The organism is Bradyrhizobium sp. 26S5, from assembly GCF_036923295.1.
GTDB classification, from domain to species: domain Bacteria; phylum Pseudomonadota; class Alphaproteobacteria; order Rhizobiales; family Xanthobacteraceae; genus Bradyrhizobium; species Bradyrhizobium septentrionale.
Window position 1 is genome coordinate 3,839,507 of the sequence record NZ_CP145948.1, and the last position, 17,716, is coordinate 3,857,222.

Below are 17,716 nucleotides of genomic sequence, written 5' to 3' on the forward strand. Positions count from 1 at the left end.
GGCGGCCATGCTGATCAGGAGAACACAGCGTTCCGATTCCGACCGACGTGGATCCGTCGCGGCCCTCCTGTCCGGGCAGACTGGCGGCCTCGACCGCCGCACATTTCTGCGTCGGTCCGGTCTTGCCGGCGGGGCGCTCGCTGCGCTCAGCACGCTGCCCCTCGGTGGCGTTCGCGAGGCGGAGGCTGCCGCCGCCGGGCCGCTGACCGCGGGAGCGACGGCGCGCAAGAGCATCTGCACGCATTGCTCGGTTGGATGCACCGTGACTGCGGAAGTGCTGAACGGCGTATGGATCGGCCAGGAGCCGACCTGGGATTCCCCGATCAATCGCGGATCGCATTGTGCCAAGGGCGCCTCGGTGCGCGAGCTCGTGCACAGCGAGCGGCGGCTGCGCTATCCGATGAAGCTGGTGGGCGGGCAGTGGACCCGGGTCTCCTGGGAGGCCGCGATCAACGAGATCGGCGACAAGCTGCTGGAGGTCCGCGAGAAGTCGGGACCCGATTCCGTCTATTGGCTCGGATCGGCCAAGATGACCAACGAGGGATCCTATCTGTTCCGCAAGCTCGGCGCGTTCTGGGGCACCAACAACACCGACCATCAGGCGCGTATCTGCCATTCGACGACCGTCACCGGCGTGGCCAACACCTGGGGTTACGGCGCGATGACCAACAGCTTCAACGACATCCGCAACGCCAAGACCCAGATGATCATGGGCGGCAATCCGGCCGAGGCGCATCCGGTGTCGCTGCAGCATCTGCTCGAGGGCAAGGAGCTGCAAAAGGCCAACTTTATCGTCATCGACCCGCGCCTGACGCGAACCGCGGCGCACGCGACCGAGTATGTCCGCATGCGGCCAGGCACCGACATTCCGGTGCTCTACGGCATGATGTGGCACATCCTGCAGAACGGCTGGGAGGACAAGGAATTCATCCGGCAGCGCGTCTACGGTTTCGACGATCTTCGCAAGGAGGTCGAAAAATGGAACCCTGAGGAGGTCGAGCGCGTTGCCGGCATTCCCGGTGAACAGCTCAAGCGTGTCGCGAAGATGTTCGCAACGGAAAAGCCGTCGACGCTGATCTGGGCCATGGGTCAGACTCAGAAGACGGTCGGCACCGCCAATGTGCGGGCGAGTTGCATCCTGCTCCTGATGACTGGAAATGTCGGCGGACCGGGCATGGGCGCCAACATCTTCCGCGGCCATGACAACGTGCAGGGCGCGACCGATGTCGGGCTCGATATCGTCACGCTGCCGTTCTACTACGGGCTCGCCGAGGGCGCGTGGAAGCACTGGTCGCGGGTTTGGGAGGTCGACTATGACTTCCTGAAGTCGCGCTTCGACTCCAAGCAGATCATGGAAGCGCCCGGCATCCCGCTCACGCGCTGGTTCGAAGCGGTGACGTTGCCGAAGGACCAGGTCGCTCAGAAAGACAATGTGCGGGCGGTGTTCGTGCAGGGACACGCCTCCAACAGCATCACCCGCATTCCGGAATCCTTGAAGGGTCTGAAGGCGCTCGACCTGCTCGTCATCGCCGACCCGCATCCGACCACCTGGACCTCGCTCGCCGTGGAAGCCGGGCGCAAGGACGGTCTCTACATTCTCCCGGTCGCCACCCAATTCGAGTGCAAGGGGTCCCGGGTTGCCTCGAACCGCTCGCTGCAATGGGGCGAGCAGATCGTGAAGCCGATCTTCGAATCCAAGGACGACCTCGAGATCACCTATCTGCTGGCGAAGAAGTTCGGCTTCGCCGACAAGATGTTCAAGAACATCAAGGTCGAGAACGATCTGCCCGAGGCCGAGGACATCCTGCGCGAAATGAATCGCGGCAGCTGGTCGACCGGCTATTGCGGGCAATCGCCCGAGCGTCTCAAGGCCCATATGAAGAACCAGGCGAAGTTCGACATGCTGACGATGCGGGCTCCGAAGGACGATCCGGAAGTCGGCGGCGACTATTACGGCCTGCCCTGGCCGTGCTGGGGCTCGCCGGAGGTCAGGCATCCGGGCACGCCGCTGCTCTACAATACGAACCTCGGCGTGATGGACGGCGGCGGTACGTTCCGGCCGCGCTTCGGCATCGAACGTGAGGAGAAGCTGGCCGACGGCTCGACGCGGAAGGTCAGCCTGCTCGCCGACGGGTCCTATTCGAAGGATTCGGAAATCAAGGACGGCTATCCGGAATTCACGCTGGCGAGCCTGAAGAAGCTCGGCTGGGACAAGGATCTGACGGAAGCGGAGATGGCCACGATCAACAGGATCAATCCGGCCACTCCCGACGCGGTGTCGTGGTCGCTCGACCTTTCGGGCGGCATTCAGCGCGTCGCGCTGATGCATGGCTGCGTACCTTACGGCAACGGCAAGGCGCGGATGAATGCGTTCGGGCTACCGGATCCCATTCCGGTTCACCGCGAGCCGATCTACACGCCGCGCGTCGATCTGGTCGCCAAATATCCGACGCTGCCAGACGCCAAGCAGTTCCGCATGCCCAACATCGGGTTCTCCGTGCAGAAGGCCGCGGTGGAGAAGGGGATCGCCAAGCAATTCCCGCTCATCCTCTCCTCGGGCCGCCTGGTCGAATACGAGGGCGGTGGCGAAGAGACGCGCACCAATCCGTGGCTCGCCGAACTGCAGCAGGACATGTTCATCGAGATCAGTCCCGTTGATGCCGCCGATCGCGGCATCAAGGATGGCGGCTGGGTCTGGGTGAGCGGCGCTGAAAACAACGCGCGTGCCAGAATGAAGGCGCTGGTGACCGAACGGGTCGGGAGGGGCGTTGCGTGGATGCCCTTCCACTTCGGTGGTTGGCTCGCGGGCAAGGACCTTCGCGGCAATTACCCGAAGGGGACCGATCCGATCGTGCTTGGCGAAAGCGCCAATACGATCACGACCTATGGCTATGATCCTGCAACCAATATGCAGGAGACCAAGGTCACTCTCTGCCAGATCGTCGCAGCCTAGAGGAGCAACGCACATGGCTCGAATGAAATTCCTCTGCGACGCCGACCGCTGTATCGAGTGCAATGCCTGCGTCACCGCCTGCAAGAATGAGCATGAGGTGCCCTGGGGCATCAACCGGCGCCGCGTCGTCACGATCAACGACGGCAAGCCCGGAGAGCGATCGATCTCCATGGCTTGCATGCATTGCACCGATGCGCCCTGCGCGGCGGTCTGCCCGGTGAACTGCTTCTACACCACCGCCGATGGCGTCGTTCTTCATTCCAAGGATCTGTGCATCGGCTGCGGCTATTGCTTCTACGCGTGTCCGTTCGGCGCGCCGCAATACCCGAAGATCGGCAATTTCGGCTCCCGCGGCAAAATGGATAAGTGCACGTTCTGCGCCGGCGGCCCCGAGGCCGACGGCAGCAAGGAGGAGTACGAGAAGTATGGGGCCAATCGCCTCGCCGAGGGGAAATTGCCGCTCTGCGCCGAGATGTGCTCCACCAAATCATTGCTCGCCGGCGATGGCGAGATCATCGCCCAGATCTACAAGGAACGTGTGATGAAGCGCGGCTACGGCTCGGGCGCCTGGGGCTGGAAAACCGCCTATCGCGAGACGATCGAATCCTGAAGGGCGGGTTCGCGCAAATACCGGGAGGAGCTCATGGCGTCTCTGGCAAAATACATCCGTCTCGCCCTGGGCGCATGGGCGCTTGCGTTGATGATCGCGGCGTCGGTGCCGTCCATCGCCCAGCAGGTCAATCCGACCGCAAGCGCGGTGAAGGAGCAACAGCTTCTTCAGGAGCTCAACCGGATCCAGGGGCGCGTCAGCATTCCCGATCAGCGGTCAGGCGTGCTGGAGCAGCCGGCGGGACGCGAGTGGCGCGAATTCCGCAACGTCACCCTGCGCTGGGTCGGCGGAGTTGCCATCCTCGGCATGCTCGTGGCGCTCGTCGGCTTCTATCTCATCCGTGGCATGGTCCGCCTCCAGAGCGGGAGGTCGGGGCGCACGATCGTGCGCTTCGGCGCCTTTGAGCGCTTCGTGCACTGGATGACGGCGACCTGCTTCATCATTCTGGCAATCTCCGGACTGAACATCACCTTCGGCCGTCCGCTGCTGTTGCCGCTGATCGGCCACGAAGCATTCTCCGAATGGTCGCAATGGGCGAAATACGCGCACAACTATTTGAGCTTCCCGTTCACCATCGGAGTGGTGTTGATCTTCCTGATGTGGCTCGGCGGCAATATCCCGAACAAGGTCGATGTCGAGTGGATCAAGCGCGGCGGCGGTATCGTGGGGCACGATCATCCGCCGGCCTATCGTTTCAACGCCGGACAGAAGGCGGTCTACTGGATCGTCGTGATCGGCGGCGCTGCCGTTGCGATCACCGGATATGAGCTGATGTTCCCGTTCTACCTGTCCGGCATCGAAGGAATGCAAATGGCCGCGGTGATCCACGCGATTGTGGCGGTGCTGTTCGTCGCGGTGATGCTGGCCCACATCTATATCGGCACCATCGGCATGCAGGGCGCCTTCGAGGCGATGGGCAGTGGCGTCGTGGATGTCAATTGGGCGAAGGAGCACCACAGCCTGTGGCTGGAGGAGGAGACGCGCGCCGCGGCCAATGATGCGCGCTCGAAGCCGGCCGCCACGGCGGCGGAGTAGGAGCAACGCCGCCCCCCGGGGGCGAGATCGCTAAAGCCGCACGGCCGTCGTTGCAAAGGCCTCTGCGACCGGCTCTTGCACGCGGTCAAGGACCGCGGCGCTGACTCCCGCCACAACGACGGCGGCCGCGCAGGCGAGCAGGAAGGCTCTCATGGCTATCCTCCCAAAGAGGTCGAGTGCAGCGAGAGAATACACAAAATCGATCGTCACGGACAGCGCTGCTTTCCCGCGCCGTTGCGTCGACGCTTGCTTCTGACGCATCGCAGCTGCCGGCATGACAGCCATTGCCGTCGTGGCGCGTTATCGGGCACCTGTGCTGCAAAATGCGGCTCCGCCACTTCGTCGCGTAATCCGGCAACCACGCCTCGCACGGCACCCATAACAGATGTCGATGTGATGACGAGCCCGTTGATGGAAAATCAGGACGCGGGCGGCGGCCACCATGAAGAATCAAATCCGCCGGTGGATCGACCAGGGTCCGCGTCCGCCCGGCGCCAGCCGCGCAACACGGCAACGGGGCATTCAGACGATCACTGCAAAATGACCAGACTGACCAAACCGGCAAATGGATTTGTGAATCGAACTCCTTGATTGGAGTTGGTTGATACCCTAATACCGTCATCGGCAGGGGTGATGCATGTGCGGGCTGGTTAAAGCGATCATTGCTGACGATCACGCCGTGGTTCGGGAAGGGCTGAAGCAGCTTCTGTCGACCGTGGACCAGCTTACAATCGGTGGAGAAGCCGCGGACGGCGAAGCCGTTCACCGGCTGCTGAACGAGAGCTCCGCCGATCTTCTGATACTCGATCTCGGCATGCCGGGTGTGGGCGGGTTTCAGTTCATAGCGAACCTGAAAGCCGAATGGCCTGAGCTGCGCGTTCTTGTCCTCACCGCCAATGTTGAGCCACGTTCCGTTCGGGCAGCCTTTTCCGCGGGCGCGAACGGCTATTTGACCAAGAGCGGGGATCCGTCGGAGCTCATCGCTGCAATCGATGCCATCAGAAAAGGCAACGCCTATGTGGCGGAGGAGGTTCGCTTTGCGGTGGACCAGCATGACGGCCTGAACGAAACCCCGGAGCCCACGGCTGCGATCATATCTCCGGTCACGCTGACAAGGCGTGAGCGGCAAATCCTGGGGATGATCCCTCACGGCGCCACCAGCCGCGACATCGCCAACCGTCTCGGCATTAGTCTGCTTACCGCCCGGAAGCATCGCGAAAACCTGATGCGGAAGCTCGATCTGCATAGTGGTGCCGAATTGACAGCCTACGCGATCCGTCTCGGCCTTCCAGCGGGCTAGCTAGCGCAGCGGCAATTCGTGAACGAAGCCGCCGCAACGATCGGCGCGCGGAGAGGTTTCGATGCAAGAAGACAAGATACGCGAGGCGCTCGTCGAGCTCTTGTATCGTAATTCCTATGGCGTGGTGGCCTCCAACGTCCTGATCTCCCTGGCGGCGGCGTACGTCCTGAGGAACACCGTACCGGCGAGCTGGTTGGTCGGATGGCTCGGTGCGCTGTATCTGCTCACCGCCATACGCGTCCTGGCGGCGCGCCGGTTCTTCAGCCGGAATCGAGAACCAGCGTCTGTGTTGCGATGGGCGTGGCTCGCGGCTTCTTTTTCCTGCGTGTCGGGCCTGCTGTGGGGAATGCTCGGCTGGGTCGGGTTCGTTCCTGAACAGCCCGTTCCTTTTTTATTCACCGCTGTTGCCTTGACCGGTCTGGTCTGCGGCACGGTTCCGTCGCTCTCGGCCTTTCCGCCGGCTCTGATCGGCTCGATCATCGCAACGGTGCTGCCGGTCATGGCGCGCTCCTTTATCAATGGAGGTGATGCTTCCGGCGCATATCTCGCCCTGCTTACGGGGCTTGTGGCCATCAATTTCTACTACTGCCGCACGACGCACCGCATGCTGCGTGAGACCATCAGGTTGCGTCTGGAAAATGTCGAGCTCGTCAGCCACTTGCAGGAAGAACGCGACCGCGCGCAGGCGGCCGATCGTGCGAAAACGCGTTTCCTTGCGGCGGCAAGTCATGACCTGCGCCAGCCGATCCATGCCTTGAGTCTGCTGATCGCCACGCTCGCGGCGCTGGGTCACCGCGGCGCTGTCCAATCCGGCGATGCACGCGATCTGGCTGGCAAGGCAAAATCCATTGTCGGCAACCTCAGCGCCCTCCTGAACGGACTGCTCGACATCTCCCGGCTCGATGCCGGCGTCGTCACTGTTGCGAAGGAGACGGTGAATCTCTCCCAGCTGTTCTACCAGCTCAACAACGAGTTCGCTTCCGTTGCGAAGGATCGCGGCCTTGATTGGCGTGTCGTTGAAAGCCGTCTCCAGGTGGACAGCGATCCCATGATGCTGAAACGGGTGTTGGGCAATCTGCTGTCGAACGCCTTTCGCTACACGGGATCCGGCGGCGTTCTGCTCGGCTGCCGCAGGCGCGGCGCGTCGGTGGAAATCCAGATATGGGATACCGGCCCCGGCATCCCCGCAGATCAGCAAGCAATGGTCTTCGAGGAGTTCGTGCAATTGCAGAACCCGGCGAGGGATCGCACGCAAGGGCTTGGCCTCGGCCTCGCCATCGTTCGCCGCACCGCCGCGCTGCTGCAACATCCGGTGAAACTGGTCTCCGTCACCGGGCGCGGCTCGATGTTTTCCGTTACGGTTCCGCAAGCCAGTGCGGTGGCGCCTCCCTTGCCCGATAGCGCGGCATCACCCGCAGCCATCGCCGTCAGCATCATGGTCGTGGAAGACGAGGAGGATGTTCTCGATGTCATGGTGCAGTTGCTCACGCTGCAGGGGCATCGGGTCTATGCCGGCCGATCTGCCGCTGAGGTGCAACAGATTCATGCAGAGGCGATGATAACAGGCGATGCACCGGTCGATCTGATCATCGCCGACTACCGCCTCGGAGATGGTGCTACAGGCCTGGAGGCAATCGAGGCTCTTTGCGCCCATATCGGCCGCTCGGTCCCTGCCTTTATCGTAACCGGCGATACCTCGCCGTCGCGCATCAAGGAAGCGACCGCCAGCGGCTATCGTGTTCTGCACAAGCCGATCAGCGGCGAGGAATTGCACGATGCGATCGTCACAGCCTGCGTCGATGGCAAGGAAGCAATCATGAGTGATTGCTGAAACATTAGACGACGAAATACGACATCTGCCGTATCGCTCGCGAATCAACCCAACGATATCCTTCACCCCAACTGGACGCGCTTGAACGGCAGCCGATCTCGAACCCGGCTGTTGGGAGCAGGAGTGTGCCATCAACGGGGGCTGTCAAGACGGGCAGCTTCGCTCCGAGCGCGTACAAGAAGGCAAGTTGGATATGGCAATGACCGATAGCTCCCACGCCCGGCGGCCATCGCCAGCTCTCAAGGCGTGGACAATCGCCGTCCTGGCCGGCTTCGGCATTTTTCACGTGGTCGGAGGATACATGCTGCATCACGCGCTGAGGTTCCGACCCATCGAAACGGCAACAACGGCGATCCAGGGCGACTAGATGGATTGGCTGACGCCACGCGCGTGAGTTCGGACGCCCCCCACGCTGTCCGGCCATCGCCGGCAATCACCGTTCTCCAGGAAGCGATACCATGTCAGACGTAGCGGTTTATTTGGTGCTGAGTGGGGCGGTTTTTGCGGGCGCGTTCGTTTCCGGCCTTTCCGGATTCGCGTTCTCGGCGGTCGCCGGCGCGATCCTGCTACACGTTTTTCCGCCTATCGAAGCAGTGCCTTTGATGATGGCTTGCAGCATCACCGTGCAAGCCGCCAATCTGTTTGCGCTCCGCAAGAGCATGCAATGGAAAACCAGCCTCGTTTTCATCGCTGGTGGATTATTGGGCATTCCGATCGCGATCTATTTCCTGCAGAATGTGGACACCGGGATGTTCAGACTGGGCTTTGGAATTCTTGTATCGCTTTACGCGGCATATGCCTTGTTGCGGCCAACGGCTGCCTATTTGCGTCAGATGGACAGCCGGAGCAGGAACGCGCTGGTGGGGTTTGGTGGTGGGCTGGTCGGGGGGCTGACTGCGATGCCCGGCGCACTTCCTGCGATCTGGTGCGACATCCATGGTCTCCCGAAAACTCAGCAGCGCGGCCTGGTCCAGCCCTACATCGGGGTGATGCAGCTTTTCGCCCTCGCGCTCATGCTTTCGCACCACAGCCTCTCGCTCAAGGTCTTGATCGACTTTGGCATTTCGCTGCCCGCCTTGGCCGCTGGAGCGGCCGTGGGTATCGTTCTGTTCGGACGCGTCAACGAAGCAGCCTTCAAGCGGATTATCCTGGGTTTGTTGCTGTTTTCGGGACTCTGCCTTGTGATCTAGAAGGGGTCTCGGTGGAACGGTGCGGGCGGCTTCGGGCTGAACATCTCACACCGCGCCGTCACCTGCGGCGGCACAGGGCCTTTCGACATTAACCTCCTGACCGACGACGAAATACGACATCTGCCGTATCGCCCAGCGACCGGGATAAGGATATGAAGCCGGGTCATTGGGACGAAGTTCGTCTCGCGCATTCGCGTGAGACGCTTGCCATTGACGAAACGGGAGATGGAATATGACCATTGCGCAAGATGCGAATAAGCAAGGGGAAGCTGAGGGCCTCGAGGGCGCCGCTCAGGACAAAGCTTCCGAAATCTCAGCGACCTCTGATGCGCTCAGCGACAGCTCCCTGGACAAAGTGTCAGGCGGTTGTTGGCCGTTCAGTACTCTGGCGGCTGCCATCTACGCCAGCGCAGGCCCGACGGGCTAGAAAGCACCTGAGCCGACGACGGCTTGAAGAGGTCGCCTCCGCCGCCGCGCATCGAACCGGAAATGGTCGATCTCATTGATATCGGCATGTCCGCTTTGCTCCATTTCTGGAGGAGCGGACATGAGTTGAGCGCAGGGTTGCAACGTCGGGCTGGCCCCGATCAGCATTGATCAAGGATGGAGATTGAAGATGGCCAATGAGCAGGACACCAATTCGAAAGCGCAAGCCGATGCTGGCGAGAGCCTCAAGGACGACGCACAGAGCAAAGCCTCCCAGATCTCGGCGACGTCCGATGCGCTCAGCGACTGCTCCCTGGACAAAGTGTCGGGCGGCGCCTGGCCGTTCAATAATCTGGCGGCTGCCAGCTACGCCAGCACAGGCGGGGGAGGTTGACCGAGAAAGCACCTGAGCCGACGACGGCTTGAAGAGATCACCTAGCCAAAGTGGCTTCGGTGTTTGCGGGGGCTGCGTGAGACGGGAAACGGAGCGAATCTTTCGGGCAGCGGCCATCGAGCGGCTTTCGAATCCCGAACAGCTCGACCATGTTGTCGGCGTCACGCGCCCGTTCGACTGGATGGCTGCAGCGGCGCTGGCACTTGGTCTTGCCGTGCTGGTTGCCTGGAGCGTGCTCGGCCGCATTCCAACCCGTGTATCCGGTGATGGCATTTTGTTGAGCAGCGGCGGTCGTCTGGTCGACGCCGTCTCCGCGGTCAGCGGCAAGCTGGCCTCGCTCGAGGTCGGCATCGGCGATGCCGTCCGCCGCGATCAGGTGATCGCCCGGATCGTCCAGACCGAGACCGAGCAGCGGCTTCAGCAGGCGAGGGATGTCCTGCGCGAGCGCGAACGCGAGCATGCCGAGCTCGCCGGGGCGATCTCGCGGGAGATCGATGCCAAGCTTGCCAATTATGCGGCGCAGGAGGCAGGTCTGGGCAACGTGATCGCGGCTGCCGAGAAGCGCACCGCCTATCTCACCGACGAGGTGGCCAAGCTCGAACCGGCGGCAGCGAACGGAACTGTCACGCGCAGGTATCTCGAGGACCGCCGCGTCGAACTCAACAATGCGCGGGAACGCATCACCGACGCAAGGAACGACATTCTCAAGCTCAATGCGCAGCAGCTGGATCTGCAGACCCAGCGGGAGCGCGATCGGCTGCTTTCGGAATTCAAGGTCAATGATGCGAAGCGGACGGTTGAGCAGCTTGCGGCCGAGCTGGAGCGGGGATCACGGATCCTCAGTCCTGCCGACGGGCGCGTCGTCGAACTCAAAGTGTCCAGCGGCGCCGTGCTTGCCTTGGGTACGCCGGTTATCGAAATCGAGACCGCGGGACAGGTCCTCGAAGCGACGGTCTACATGCCGCCGGACCGTGGCAAGAACATCAGGCCCGGCATGGAGGTTCGTGTCGAGCCGAGCACCATCAAACGGGAAGAATACGGCGCGATTGTCGGCAATGTGGTGGCGGTTTCGGAATTCCCTGTGACGCCCCAGGGCATGCTGGCGGACCTGCACAACGATGCATTGGTCAAGCGCTTTTCGCAGGACGGCGCGCCCTATACGGCCAAGGTGACCCTGGAGCGCGATCCCTCCACCGTCAGCGGGTATCGCTGGACCTCCGGCAAGGGGCCGCCGATCCAGCTCTCGACCGGTACGCTGACCCGGGCCGAAGTTACGACGCGCGAGCAGCAGCCGATCGATCTGGTGATTCCGCTGATGAAGCGGCTCAGCGGCATTGGCGGCTAGGATCGGCAGCGCATGACCGCGTCATCGCGCCAAACCGATGCTCGGCCGGCGCTCCTCGATCGCCTCGGCAACTGGATCAGGCGCATTCCGCTGCCGGCGCGACGGCGCTGGGTGACGCCCACGGTATTCCAGATGGAAGCGCTGGAATGCGGCGCAGCTTCGCTCGCGATGATCCTGGCGTATCACGGTCTCTGGGTGCCGCTGGAAAAGCTGCGCGAAGCCTGCGGCGTGTCCCGGGACGGCAGCAAGGCTAGCAACGTGCTGAAGGCCGCGCGGCAATTCGGACTGACGGCAAAGGGGTTCAGGAAGGAGCCGGCAACGCTGCATGAGCTGCCGATGCCATCGATCATCCACTGGAACTTCAACCATTTCGTGGTGCTCGAAAGGCTGGATTCGGATTACGCCTATCTCAACGATCCCTCGACCGGGCGCCGCAAGGTCGGTCACGATGAATTTGACGCGGCCTTCACGGGCGTTGTCCTGGCGATGGAGCCGGGCCCCGACTTCAAGCCGGGTGGTCGCGAGCCCGACCTTGTTCCGCTGCTGCTGCGGCGACTGTCGAATTCGTTAGGGGCGGTGCTGCTGCTGGTTGCACTCAGCATGGCGCTGGTGGTGCCCACCATCCTGGTTCCGGCATTCGCGAAAATCTTTGTCGATGACGTTCTGATCAAGCATGTGGAAGGCTGGTTCACACCTTTGCTGATCGGCATGGCGATGACAGCCGTGGCGCGGGCGCTGATGACAGCATTTCAACAGTCGCTGCTCCTGCGCATCCAGACCAAGCTCACGGTGACGATGGTCAGCCAGTTGCTCTGGCACGTCCTGACCCTTCCGATGGAATTCTTCACCCAGCGGCACTCCGGCGACCTCGCCAACCGCATAGCCGCCAGCGAACAAATCGCCCAGCTGCTTTCGAACGGGGTGGCTGCCAATGCGCTGAACCTGATCGCGGTCGTCTTCGTTGCCGTGACGATGGCGTTCTACGACGGTTTGCTGGCCGCGATCAGCATCGCCATGGCTCTCCTCAATGTCCTCGTCCTCAGGCTGGTCGCGCGCCAGCGCGAGGACCTCAACCGCAAGCTGTCAATCGAACGTGCCAAGCTGAATGGAAGCACCATCGAAATCATCCGCACGATCGAAACGATCAAGGCCGGCGGCCTGGAAGATGACGCCTTCGCGCGCTGGGCGGGGTTTCAGGCCAAGGTCCTGAACGCCGAGCGTGATCTCGGCGTCTACTCCACCTTCCTCGACAGCTGTCCGATCTTCCTGACCGGATTGACCACCGCGATCGTGCTGGGGGTGGGGGGCCTTCGGATCGTCGACGGCGCATTGACCATCGGTGGCCTCGTCGCCCTGCAGGCGCTGCTCACCAGCCTGGTCGAGCCGGTCAACGCACTTGTGCAGCAGGCCGCTGTCTTCCTCGCCATCAAGGGCAATTTGTTCCGGATCGAGGACGTCTTCAACTATCCCGCCCGTCCCCTGGTGCCGATCGAGCGCACGCCCGCAACGATGCCCGCAAAACTGTCGGGCCGGGTCGAGTTGAAGGACGTCTCGTTCGGCTATTCGGCGCTCGAGCCGCCGCTGATCGAGGATTTTTCGCTGGTCGTCGAGCCCGGCCGCCGCGTCGCGCTGGTCGGAGCATCAGGCAGCGGCAAATCCACCGTTGGACGGCTGGTCAGTGGACTCTACCGGCCGTGGTCCGGCGACATCCGCATTGACGGCTGGCCGATGGCCGAGATTCCCCAGGAGATATTCACCAATTCGGTTGCCTATGTCGATCAGGAAATCTTGCTGTTCGAAGGGACCGCCCGCGACAACCTCACGCTCTGGGACCATACCGTGGCTGAGGCCAGCGTGTCCCGGGCGCTCAAGGATGCGCTGATCCACGAGGAGGTTGTCGTCCGGGCCGGCAACTACGATTGCCACGTGGCCGAGGACGGCAGGAATTTCAGCGGCGGCCAGCGGCAGCGGCTCGAGATCGCACGGGCGCTGGCAGGCAATCCTTCCGTGGTCGTCCTCGACGAGGCCACTTCCGCCCTGGATCCGATCGTCGAGAAGGCGATCGACGACAATCTCCGGCGCAGGGGATGCACCTGCATCATCGTCGCGCACCGGCTCAGCACGATCCGCGACTGTGACGAGATTCTTGTGATGAGCAACGGGCGGGTCGTGCAGCGGGGAACGCATCAGAAGCTGCTCGCCGAGGGCGGCGAATATGTCCAGCTGGTGTCGAGCGAATGAACCGCGTCTACCAGCCTCCCGCCCTCGAAACTTCGCCCTGGCGCGAAGGCGCGGCGTCTCGCCCAGTCGGGCTCGATAGCCACCGACCGCTGCCGATCAATGACCTCGATCTCGTTCTGCACGTCGTGCGCGGCTATGTCGACCTGTTTGCCGTCAGGGAGAGCGCCAGTGGCGAGCCGAGCCGGCGGCATCATCTGTTTCGGGTCGAGCAAGGCGCGGTGGTTTTTGGCCTGCCCGGCATCGGCGATGGAAACGGAAATTCGGTGGCTGTGATTGCGGTCGGCGGTCTCGAGACCGAAATCGTGATCGATCATCGCGGCCGTTTTGCCGATCGGGACGCAATCGACGCATGGACCGCGCTTGTGTCGGGAGTCATCGCAGCGTCTCCTCAAGGAGCGGTCGTGCAGCAGGCCGCGATCGGCTCGCGATACGCATTGGCAGCCGGCGACATTCTCCGGCTTTCCGGCCGGCGGGTCGGCTGGATCGGGATTGAGCATGGGACCATCGGCGTGATGGAGATGCCGGCGACCCATGGCTCCAGGGAGTGCCCCGCGCCGATGCCGCCGGGAACGTGGATCGTCGCCCGCGAGGAGGCGACGCTGGTGGTGCGGGAGAGCACGGCATTCCCGCTTGCGGAGATATGGGCCGCGCTTGATCGATTCCATACACGTGTCATGGAAGGCCTGTGTCGCAGGATCGACGAGGAAACCCTCGCGGAGGCCGACCGCCTGCGCCTGCGCTCGAACCTCAATCGGCTACGGACCAGCAGCATTGTCGGTCGGCTTGCCGGTATCATCGCTGCCGAGCCCGGATCGACGCAACCCGGCGCGGTTGGTGCTAGCCGTCTGCTCGCCGCCTGTCGGGAGGTCGGAGCAGCGCTGGGCATATCGCTCCAGGCTCCGGCCAATATGGCGTTCGACAATGATGATCTTGCGAGCGCCGTGAGGATCGCGGAGGCGTCGCGGGTGCGGACGCGGCGGCTGTTGCTGCGCGCCGACTGGTGGAGCAACAGTGCCGGACCATTCGTGGCGTTTCTCGGCGAAGACCGGCGGGCCGTCGCGATCCTTCCGGGGGCAGGCGGCCGCCACATCATCGTTGACCCCGACGCCGGCACGCGCCGTGAATTGACGCGCGCAACCGCCGCCGAACTGGCGCCCGAGGCAGTGATGTTCTATCGCCCGCTGCCTTCGGGAGCTCTGACGGTCCGCGATCTCCTGAAGTTCGGCGCCGCGACGGTCCGGGCGGATTTTCTGCGGATCATTCTGGCGGCCCTGTGCCTCGGTCTTCTCGCGCTGGCCACGCCGCTGGTGACCAAACTGCTGATCGATTCCGTGCTCCCGCGCGCGGAGGTCGACCAGCTCCTGATCTGCGCCATCGCGCTCATTGTCGTGACGCTGGTGACCGGCGGATTTCAGGTGATGCAGGGCATCGCCATGCTTCGGCTTGAGAGCCGGCTGGACTGGGTATTGCAGGCGGCGGTTGTCGACCGCCTGCTGCGGATGCCGGCCGGTTTTTTCCGTAACTTCTCTGTTGGTGACCTCGCGGACCGCACCCTTGGGGTCGAAGCCGTCCGCACCATCGTCACCGGCCGCGCCATTCGCGGATGTCTGGCGTTGGTGTCCAGCGCCTGCAGTTTTGCCGTGATGCTCATCCTCGACATCAGGCTCGGCATGCTGGCCGCGGCGCTCGCCGTGCTGCGCGTCGCAATGGTGGTCGCGATCAGTCTGGTCCGGCTGTCGGAGGAGCGCGAGAGCCTTTATCAGCAGGGATGGCTGGAGGGGCTGGTGCTACAACTCCTCACCGGCGTCGGAAAACTGCGGATTGCGAACGCGACCATGCAGGCGCTCTCGATCTGGGTCGAGCGCTTTTCCAAGCAGAAGCGCCATTTTATCGCGTCGCAGCGTGCGGGAAACCTCCAGAAGAGCCTCGAGGCGGGGTTTCCGGCATTGGCGACGCTGCTCATCTTTGCCCTGGCCCAGACGACTTCAGGCGCGCGGCCGGTACACGAGCTTGGTACGTTCCTGGCATTCTATGCGGCGTTCGGGCTGTCGCTCGCCGCGGTCGGCGAGTGGGCGCTGGCGCTCGGAGAGCTGCTGGTCGCAATCCCGAGGATCGAGCGGATCAAGCCGATCATCTCGACGGCGACCGAAATCAGCGACGAGCGGAAGTCGGTTGGCGAGATCGGCGGCTCGATCGAGTTTGCCAACGTGTCGTTCCGCTACGGCGACAGCGGGCCGCTGATCCTCGACGATGTCAGCCTCAGCGTCGGGACAGGAGAATACCTCGCCATTGTCGGCCCGTCGGGGAGCGGGAAGTCGACACTGTTCCGATTGCTTCTCGGCTTCGAGAAGCCGGAGTCCGGCGTGATCTTTGTCGACGGCAAGTCGCTCGAGACCATCGACGTCGGCTTGTTGCGCCGCGACGTCGGTGTCGTGCTGCAGAACTCCAGGCTCGCCTCCGGCAGCGTCTATGAAAACATCTGCGGCGCAGCGCAGCTATCGATTGACCAGGCCTGGGAGATCGCACGGCTGGCAGGATTCGACCGCGACCTCGAGGCCATGCCGATGGGCATGCAGACACTCGTTGCAGAGGGCGTCAACACGCTCTCGGGTGGCCAGCGCCAGCGATTGCTGATCGCACGGGCGCTGGCGCATCGGCCGCGGCTCTTGCTGATGGATGAGGCTACCAGCGCGCTCGATAACCGGTCGCAGGCCATCGTCAGCGATTCGATCTCACGGTTCAACCTGACGCGCATCGTCATCGCGCACCGGCTCAGCACCGTTCAGTCGGCGGACCGGATTGTCGTGCTGGACGGCGGCAGGATCGTGCAGACCGGCACTTTTGCCGAACTGATGGCGCAGCCGGGCCTGTTTGCGGATTTCGCAAAACGTCAACTGATCTAGGGGTCACCGATATGCGCAAGGTCCTCTTCATATTCGGCGTGCTGAATGACTCCGACATCGACTGGATGGCCCGTGCCGGCGCCCGCCGCGGCATCGGGCGGCAGGACGTCCTGATCGATGAAGGCGTGCCGATCTCGTCGATCGTCCTGCTGTTGCAAGGACGAATGGGCGTGAGCGTGTCCGGCATCGGCGAGATCGCCCAGCTCGAGGCGGGCGACTTCGTCGGCGAGATGTCGCTGGTCGATTCAGCGCCGCCCTCGGCCACGGTGGCTGCGAAGGTCGATTCGGTTGCCCTGTTCCTGGACAAGCAGCTCCTGAAACGAAAGCTCGCGGGAGATCACGCCTTTGCCAGCCGCTTCTATCGCGCGCTGGCCATCCTGCTGTCGGACCGTCTGCGCGCCACCGAGCGCAGGATGGCCTACGGCGAGCAGGAAAGCGGTCTCGGCGACGAGACGACCCGGTTGAAGGACGAGCTTGATCCTGCCGTGCTCGACCAAGTGTCGATCGCGGGCGAGCGATTCGACCGCCTGCTCAAGCTGGTCGAGGAGGTCGCGATGAGGGGCGCCAGATCCTGAGATCGAAGGCAGGGCCTTTCGAAGGGGAGGCCTTTCGACGGGGGGCCTTTCGACACTTCCCCGTGACCGGCGACGAAATACGGCATCTGCCGTATCGCTCGCAAATGGATCCAGCGGTACCTTTCACCCTCAAGCGCACCAAACAAAGGGTCAGCCGGGAAACCGTTTTCCCGCCCCTGGCTTTGAAATATTTGGGAAATGACTTCATCGTAGCTATGCAACTATAAATCTAGTTTTCATATACTGAAATTGGAGATTGAGAATGGCCAACAAGCAGGACGCGAATTCCAAGCCGGAAGCCAAATCCCTCGATAGCCTCAAAGAGGGCGCTCAGAACAAAGCATCCCAAATCTCGACGTCTGAAAAGGATGCACTCAGCGACGGTTCGCTGGACGATGTGTCCGGCGGTCGCGTGCCTCCGACCCACGGGTTCTGACGTCCGGCCATAGCGCTTGGCATTGATCAGAGTTGGAGATTGAACATGGCCGATCAGCAGGACACGAATTCCAAAGGGCACGCCGGACCTGGCGAGAGCCTCGAGGACGGCGCGCAAAATCAAGCCTCCCAAGTCTCGCCGGCGGCTGATGCGCTCAGCGAAGGCTCGCTGGACGATGTCTCAGGCGGCGGTTGGCCCCTCAATACTTTCTCGAGCAGCGTCTACCGCCCCACGAACGGTGGCTAACCAATCAGCATCGATGAAGGTAGAGATTGGACATGACCAACAAGCAGGATGCGAATTCAAAGGCGGGGGCTGAACCTCGCGAGAGCCTCAAGGACGGCACGCAGCACAAGATTTCCGCGACGCCGGAGAAGGATGCGCTCCGCGATGGCGCGCTGGACGATGTGTCGGGCGGCGCTTGGCCGTACTACACCAACACGGCTTCATCCGGGGGAACGCCGGGGGGCTAACCGC

Annotated in this window: 15 protein-coding genes; 14 read left to right on the forward strand and 1 reads right to left on the reverse strand. The window is 62.8% G+C overall.

Annotated features, from left to right (window positions below; translation table 11 throughout):
• The first annotated feature begins 7 nt into the window (after positions 1–7).
• The 3 genes from V5279_RS17575 to V5279_RS17585 are packed head-to-tail and all read left to right on the forward strand — an operon-like array spanning position 8 to position 4,598.
• Positions 8–2,953: a formate dehydrogenase subunit alpha gene (locus V5279_RS17575; protein WP_338699421.1), complete on the forward strand. Its 2,946-nt coding sequence runs from the start codon at positions 8–10 to the stop codon at positions 2,951–2,953.
• A 13-nt stretch (positions 2,954–2,966) separates the two neighbouring features.
• Positions 2,967–3,563 carry a formate dehydrogenase FDH3 subunit beta gene (fdh3B, locus tag V5279_RS17580; RefSeq protein ID WP_166204147.1) on the forward strand — a complete coding sequence of 199 codons (597 nt, stop codon included), beginning with the start codon at positions 2,967–2,969 and terminating at the stop codon, positions 3,561–3,563.
• 33 nt (positions 3,564–3,596) lie between these two features.
• Complete coding sequence (locus tag V5279_RS17585) at positions 3,597–4,598, forward strand: formate dehydrogenase subunit gamma (protein ID WP_338699425.1); 1,002 nt, start codon at positions 3,597–3,599, stop codon at positions 4,596–4,598.
• 30 nt (positions 4,599–4,628) lie between these two features.
• Here the strand turns inward: V5279_RS17585 and V5279_RS17590 are convergent, their stop codons facing one another.
• Complete coding sequence (locus tag V5279_RS17590) at positions 4,629–4,808, reverse strand: hypothetical protein (protein WP_338699427.1); 180 nt, start codon at positions 4,806–4,808, stop codon at positions 4,629–4,631.
• 427 nt (positions 4,809–5,235) lie between these two features.
• Between V5279_RS17590 and V5279_RS17595 the strand changes: the two genes are divergently transcribed.
• The 11 genes from V5279_RS17595 to V5279_RS17645 all read left to right on the forward strand — a co-directional run bounded on the left by V5279_RS17595 (position 5,236) and on the right by V5279_RS17645 (position 17,712).
• On the forward strand, positions 5,236–5,898 hold the full coding sequence (locus V5279_RS17595) for a response regulator transcription factor (RefSeq protein WP_338699429.1): 663 nt from the start codon (positions 5,236–5,238) through the stop codon (positions 5,896–5,898).
• Between the two features lie 61 nt (positions 5,899–5,959).
• Positions 5,960–7,729, forward strand: coding sequence for a hybrid sensor histidine kinase/response regulator (locus V5279_RS17600; protein WP_338699432.1), 1,770 nt, complete (start codon positions 5,960–5,962; stop codon positions 7,727–7,729).
• A 458-nt stretch (positions 7,730–8,187) separates the two neighbouring features.
• Positions 8,188–8,919, forward strand: coding sequence for a sulfite exporter TauE/SafE family protein (locus V5279_RS17605; RefSeq protein WP_338699434.1), 732 nt, complete (start codon positions 8,188–8,190; stop codon positions 8,917–8,919).
• Between the two features lie 616 nt (positions 8,920–9,535).
• Positions 9,536–9,739, forward strand: a complete 204-nt coding sequence (locus tag V5279_RS17610; protein ID WP_338699436.1) for a hypothetical protein — start codon at positions 9,536–9,538, stop codon at positions 9,737–9,739.
• A 76-nt stretch (positions 9,740–9,815) separates the two neighbouring features.
• Positions 9,816–11,084, forward strand: coding sequence for an NHLP bacteriocin system secretion protein (locus V5279_RS17615; RefSeq protein ID WP_338699438.1), 1,269 nt, complete (start codon positions 9,816–9,818; stop codon positions 11,082–11,084).
• Positions 11,085–11,096: 12 nt separating this feature from the next.
• A complete protein-coding gene (locus tag V5279_RS17620) occupies positions 11,097–13,325 on the forward strand; it encodes an NHLP family bacteriocin export ABC transporter peptidase/permease/ATPase subunit (RefSeq protein ID WP_338699440.1) in 2,229 nt (742 codons plus the stop codon).
• Complete coding sequence (locus tag V5279_RS17625; protein ID WP_338699442.1) at positions 13,322–16,228, forward strand: NHLP bacteriocin export ABC transporter permease/ATPase subunit; 2,907 nt, start codon at positions 13,322–13,324, stop codon at positions 16,226–16,228. The genes V5279_RS17620 and V5279_RS17625 overlap by 4 nt, the downstream gene beginning before the upstream one ends.
• Positions 16,229–16,239: 11 nt before the next feature.
• A complete protein-coding gene (locus V5279_RS17630; protein WP_338699445.1) occupies positions 16,240–16,803 on the forward strand; it encodes a cyclic nucleotide-binding domain-containing protein in 564 nt (187 codons plus the stop codon).
• A 262-nt stretch (positions 16,804–17,065) separates the two neighbouring features.
• Entirely contained in the window at positions 17,066–17,239 is a 174-nt protein-coding gene (locus tag V5279_RS17635; protein WP_338699447.1) for a hypothetical protein, read from the forward strand.
• A 45-nt stretch (positions 17,240–17,284) separates the two neighbouring features.
• The gene (locus V5279_RS17640) at positions 17,285–17,485 is read left to right on the forward strand and encodes a hypothetical protein (protein WP_338699449.1); all 201 of its coding nucleotides are present in this window, start codon (positions 17,285–17,287) and stop codon (positions 17,483–17,485) included.
• Between the two features lie 32 nt (positions 17,486–17,517).
• Complete coding sequence (locus V5279_RS17645; RefSeq protein ID WP_338699451.1) at positions 17,518–17,712, forward strand: hypothetical protein; 195 nt, start codon at positions 17,518–17,520, stop codon at positions 17,710–17,712.
• Positions 17,713–17,716: the final 4 nt, after the last annotated feature.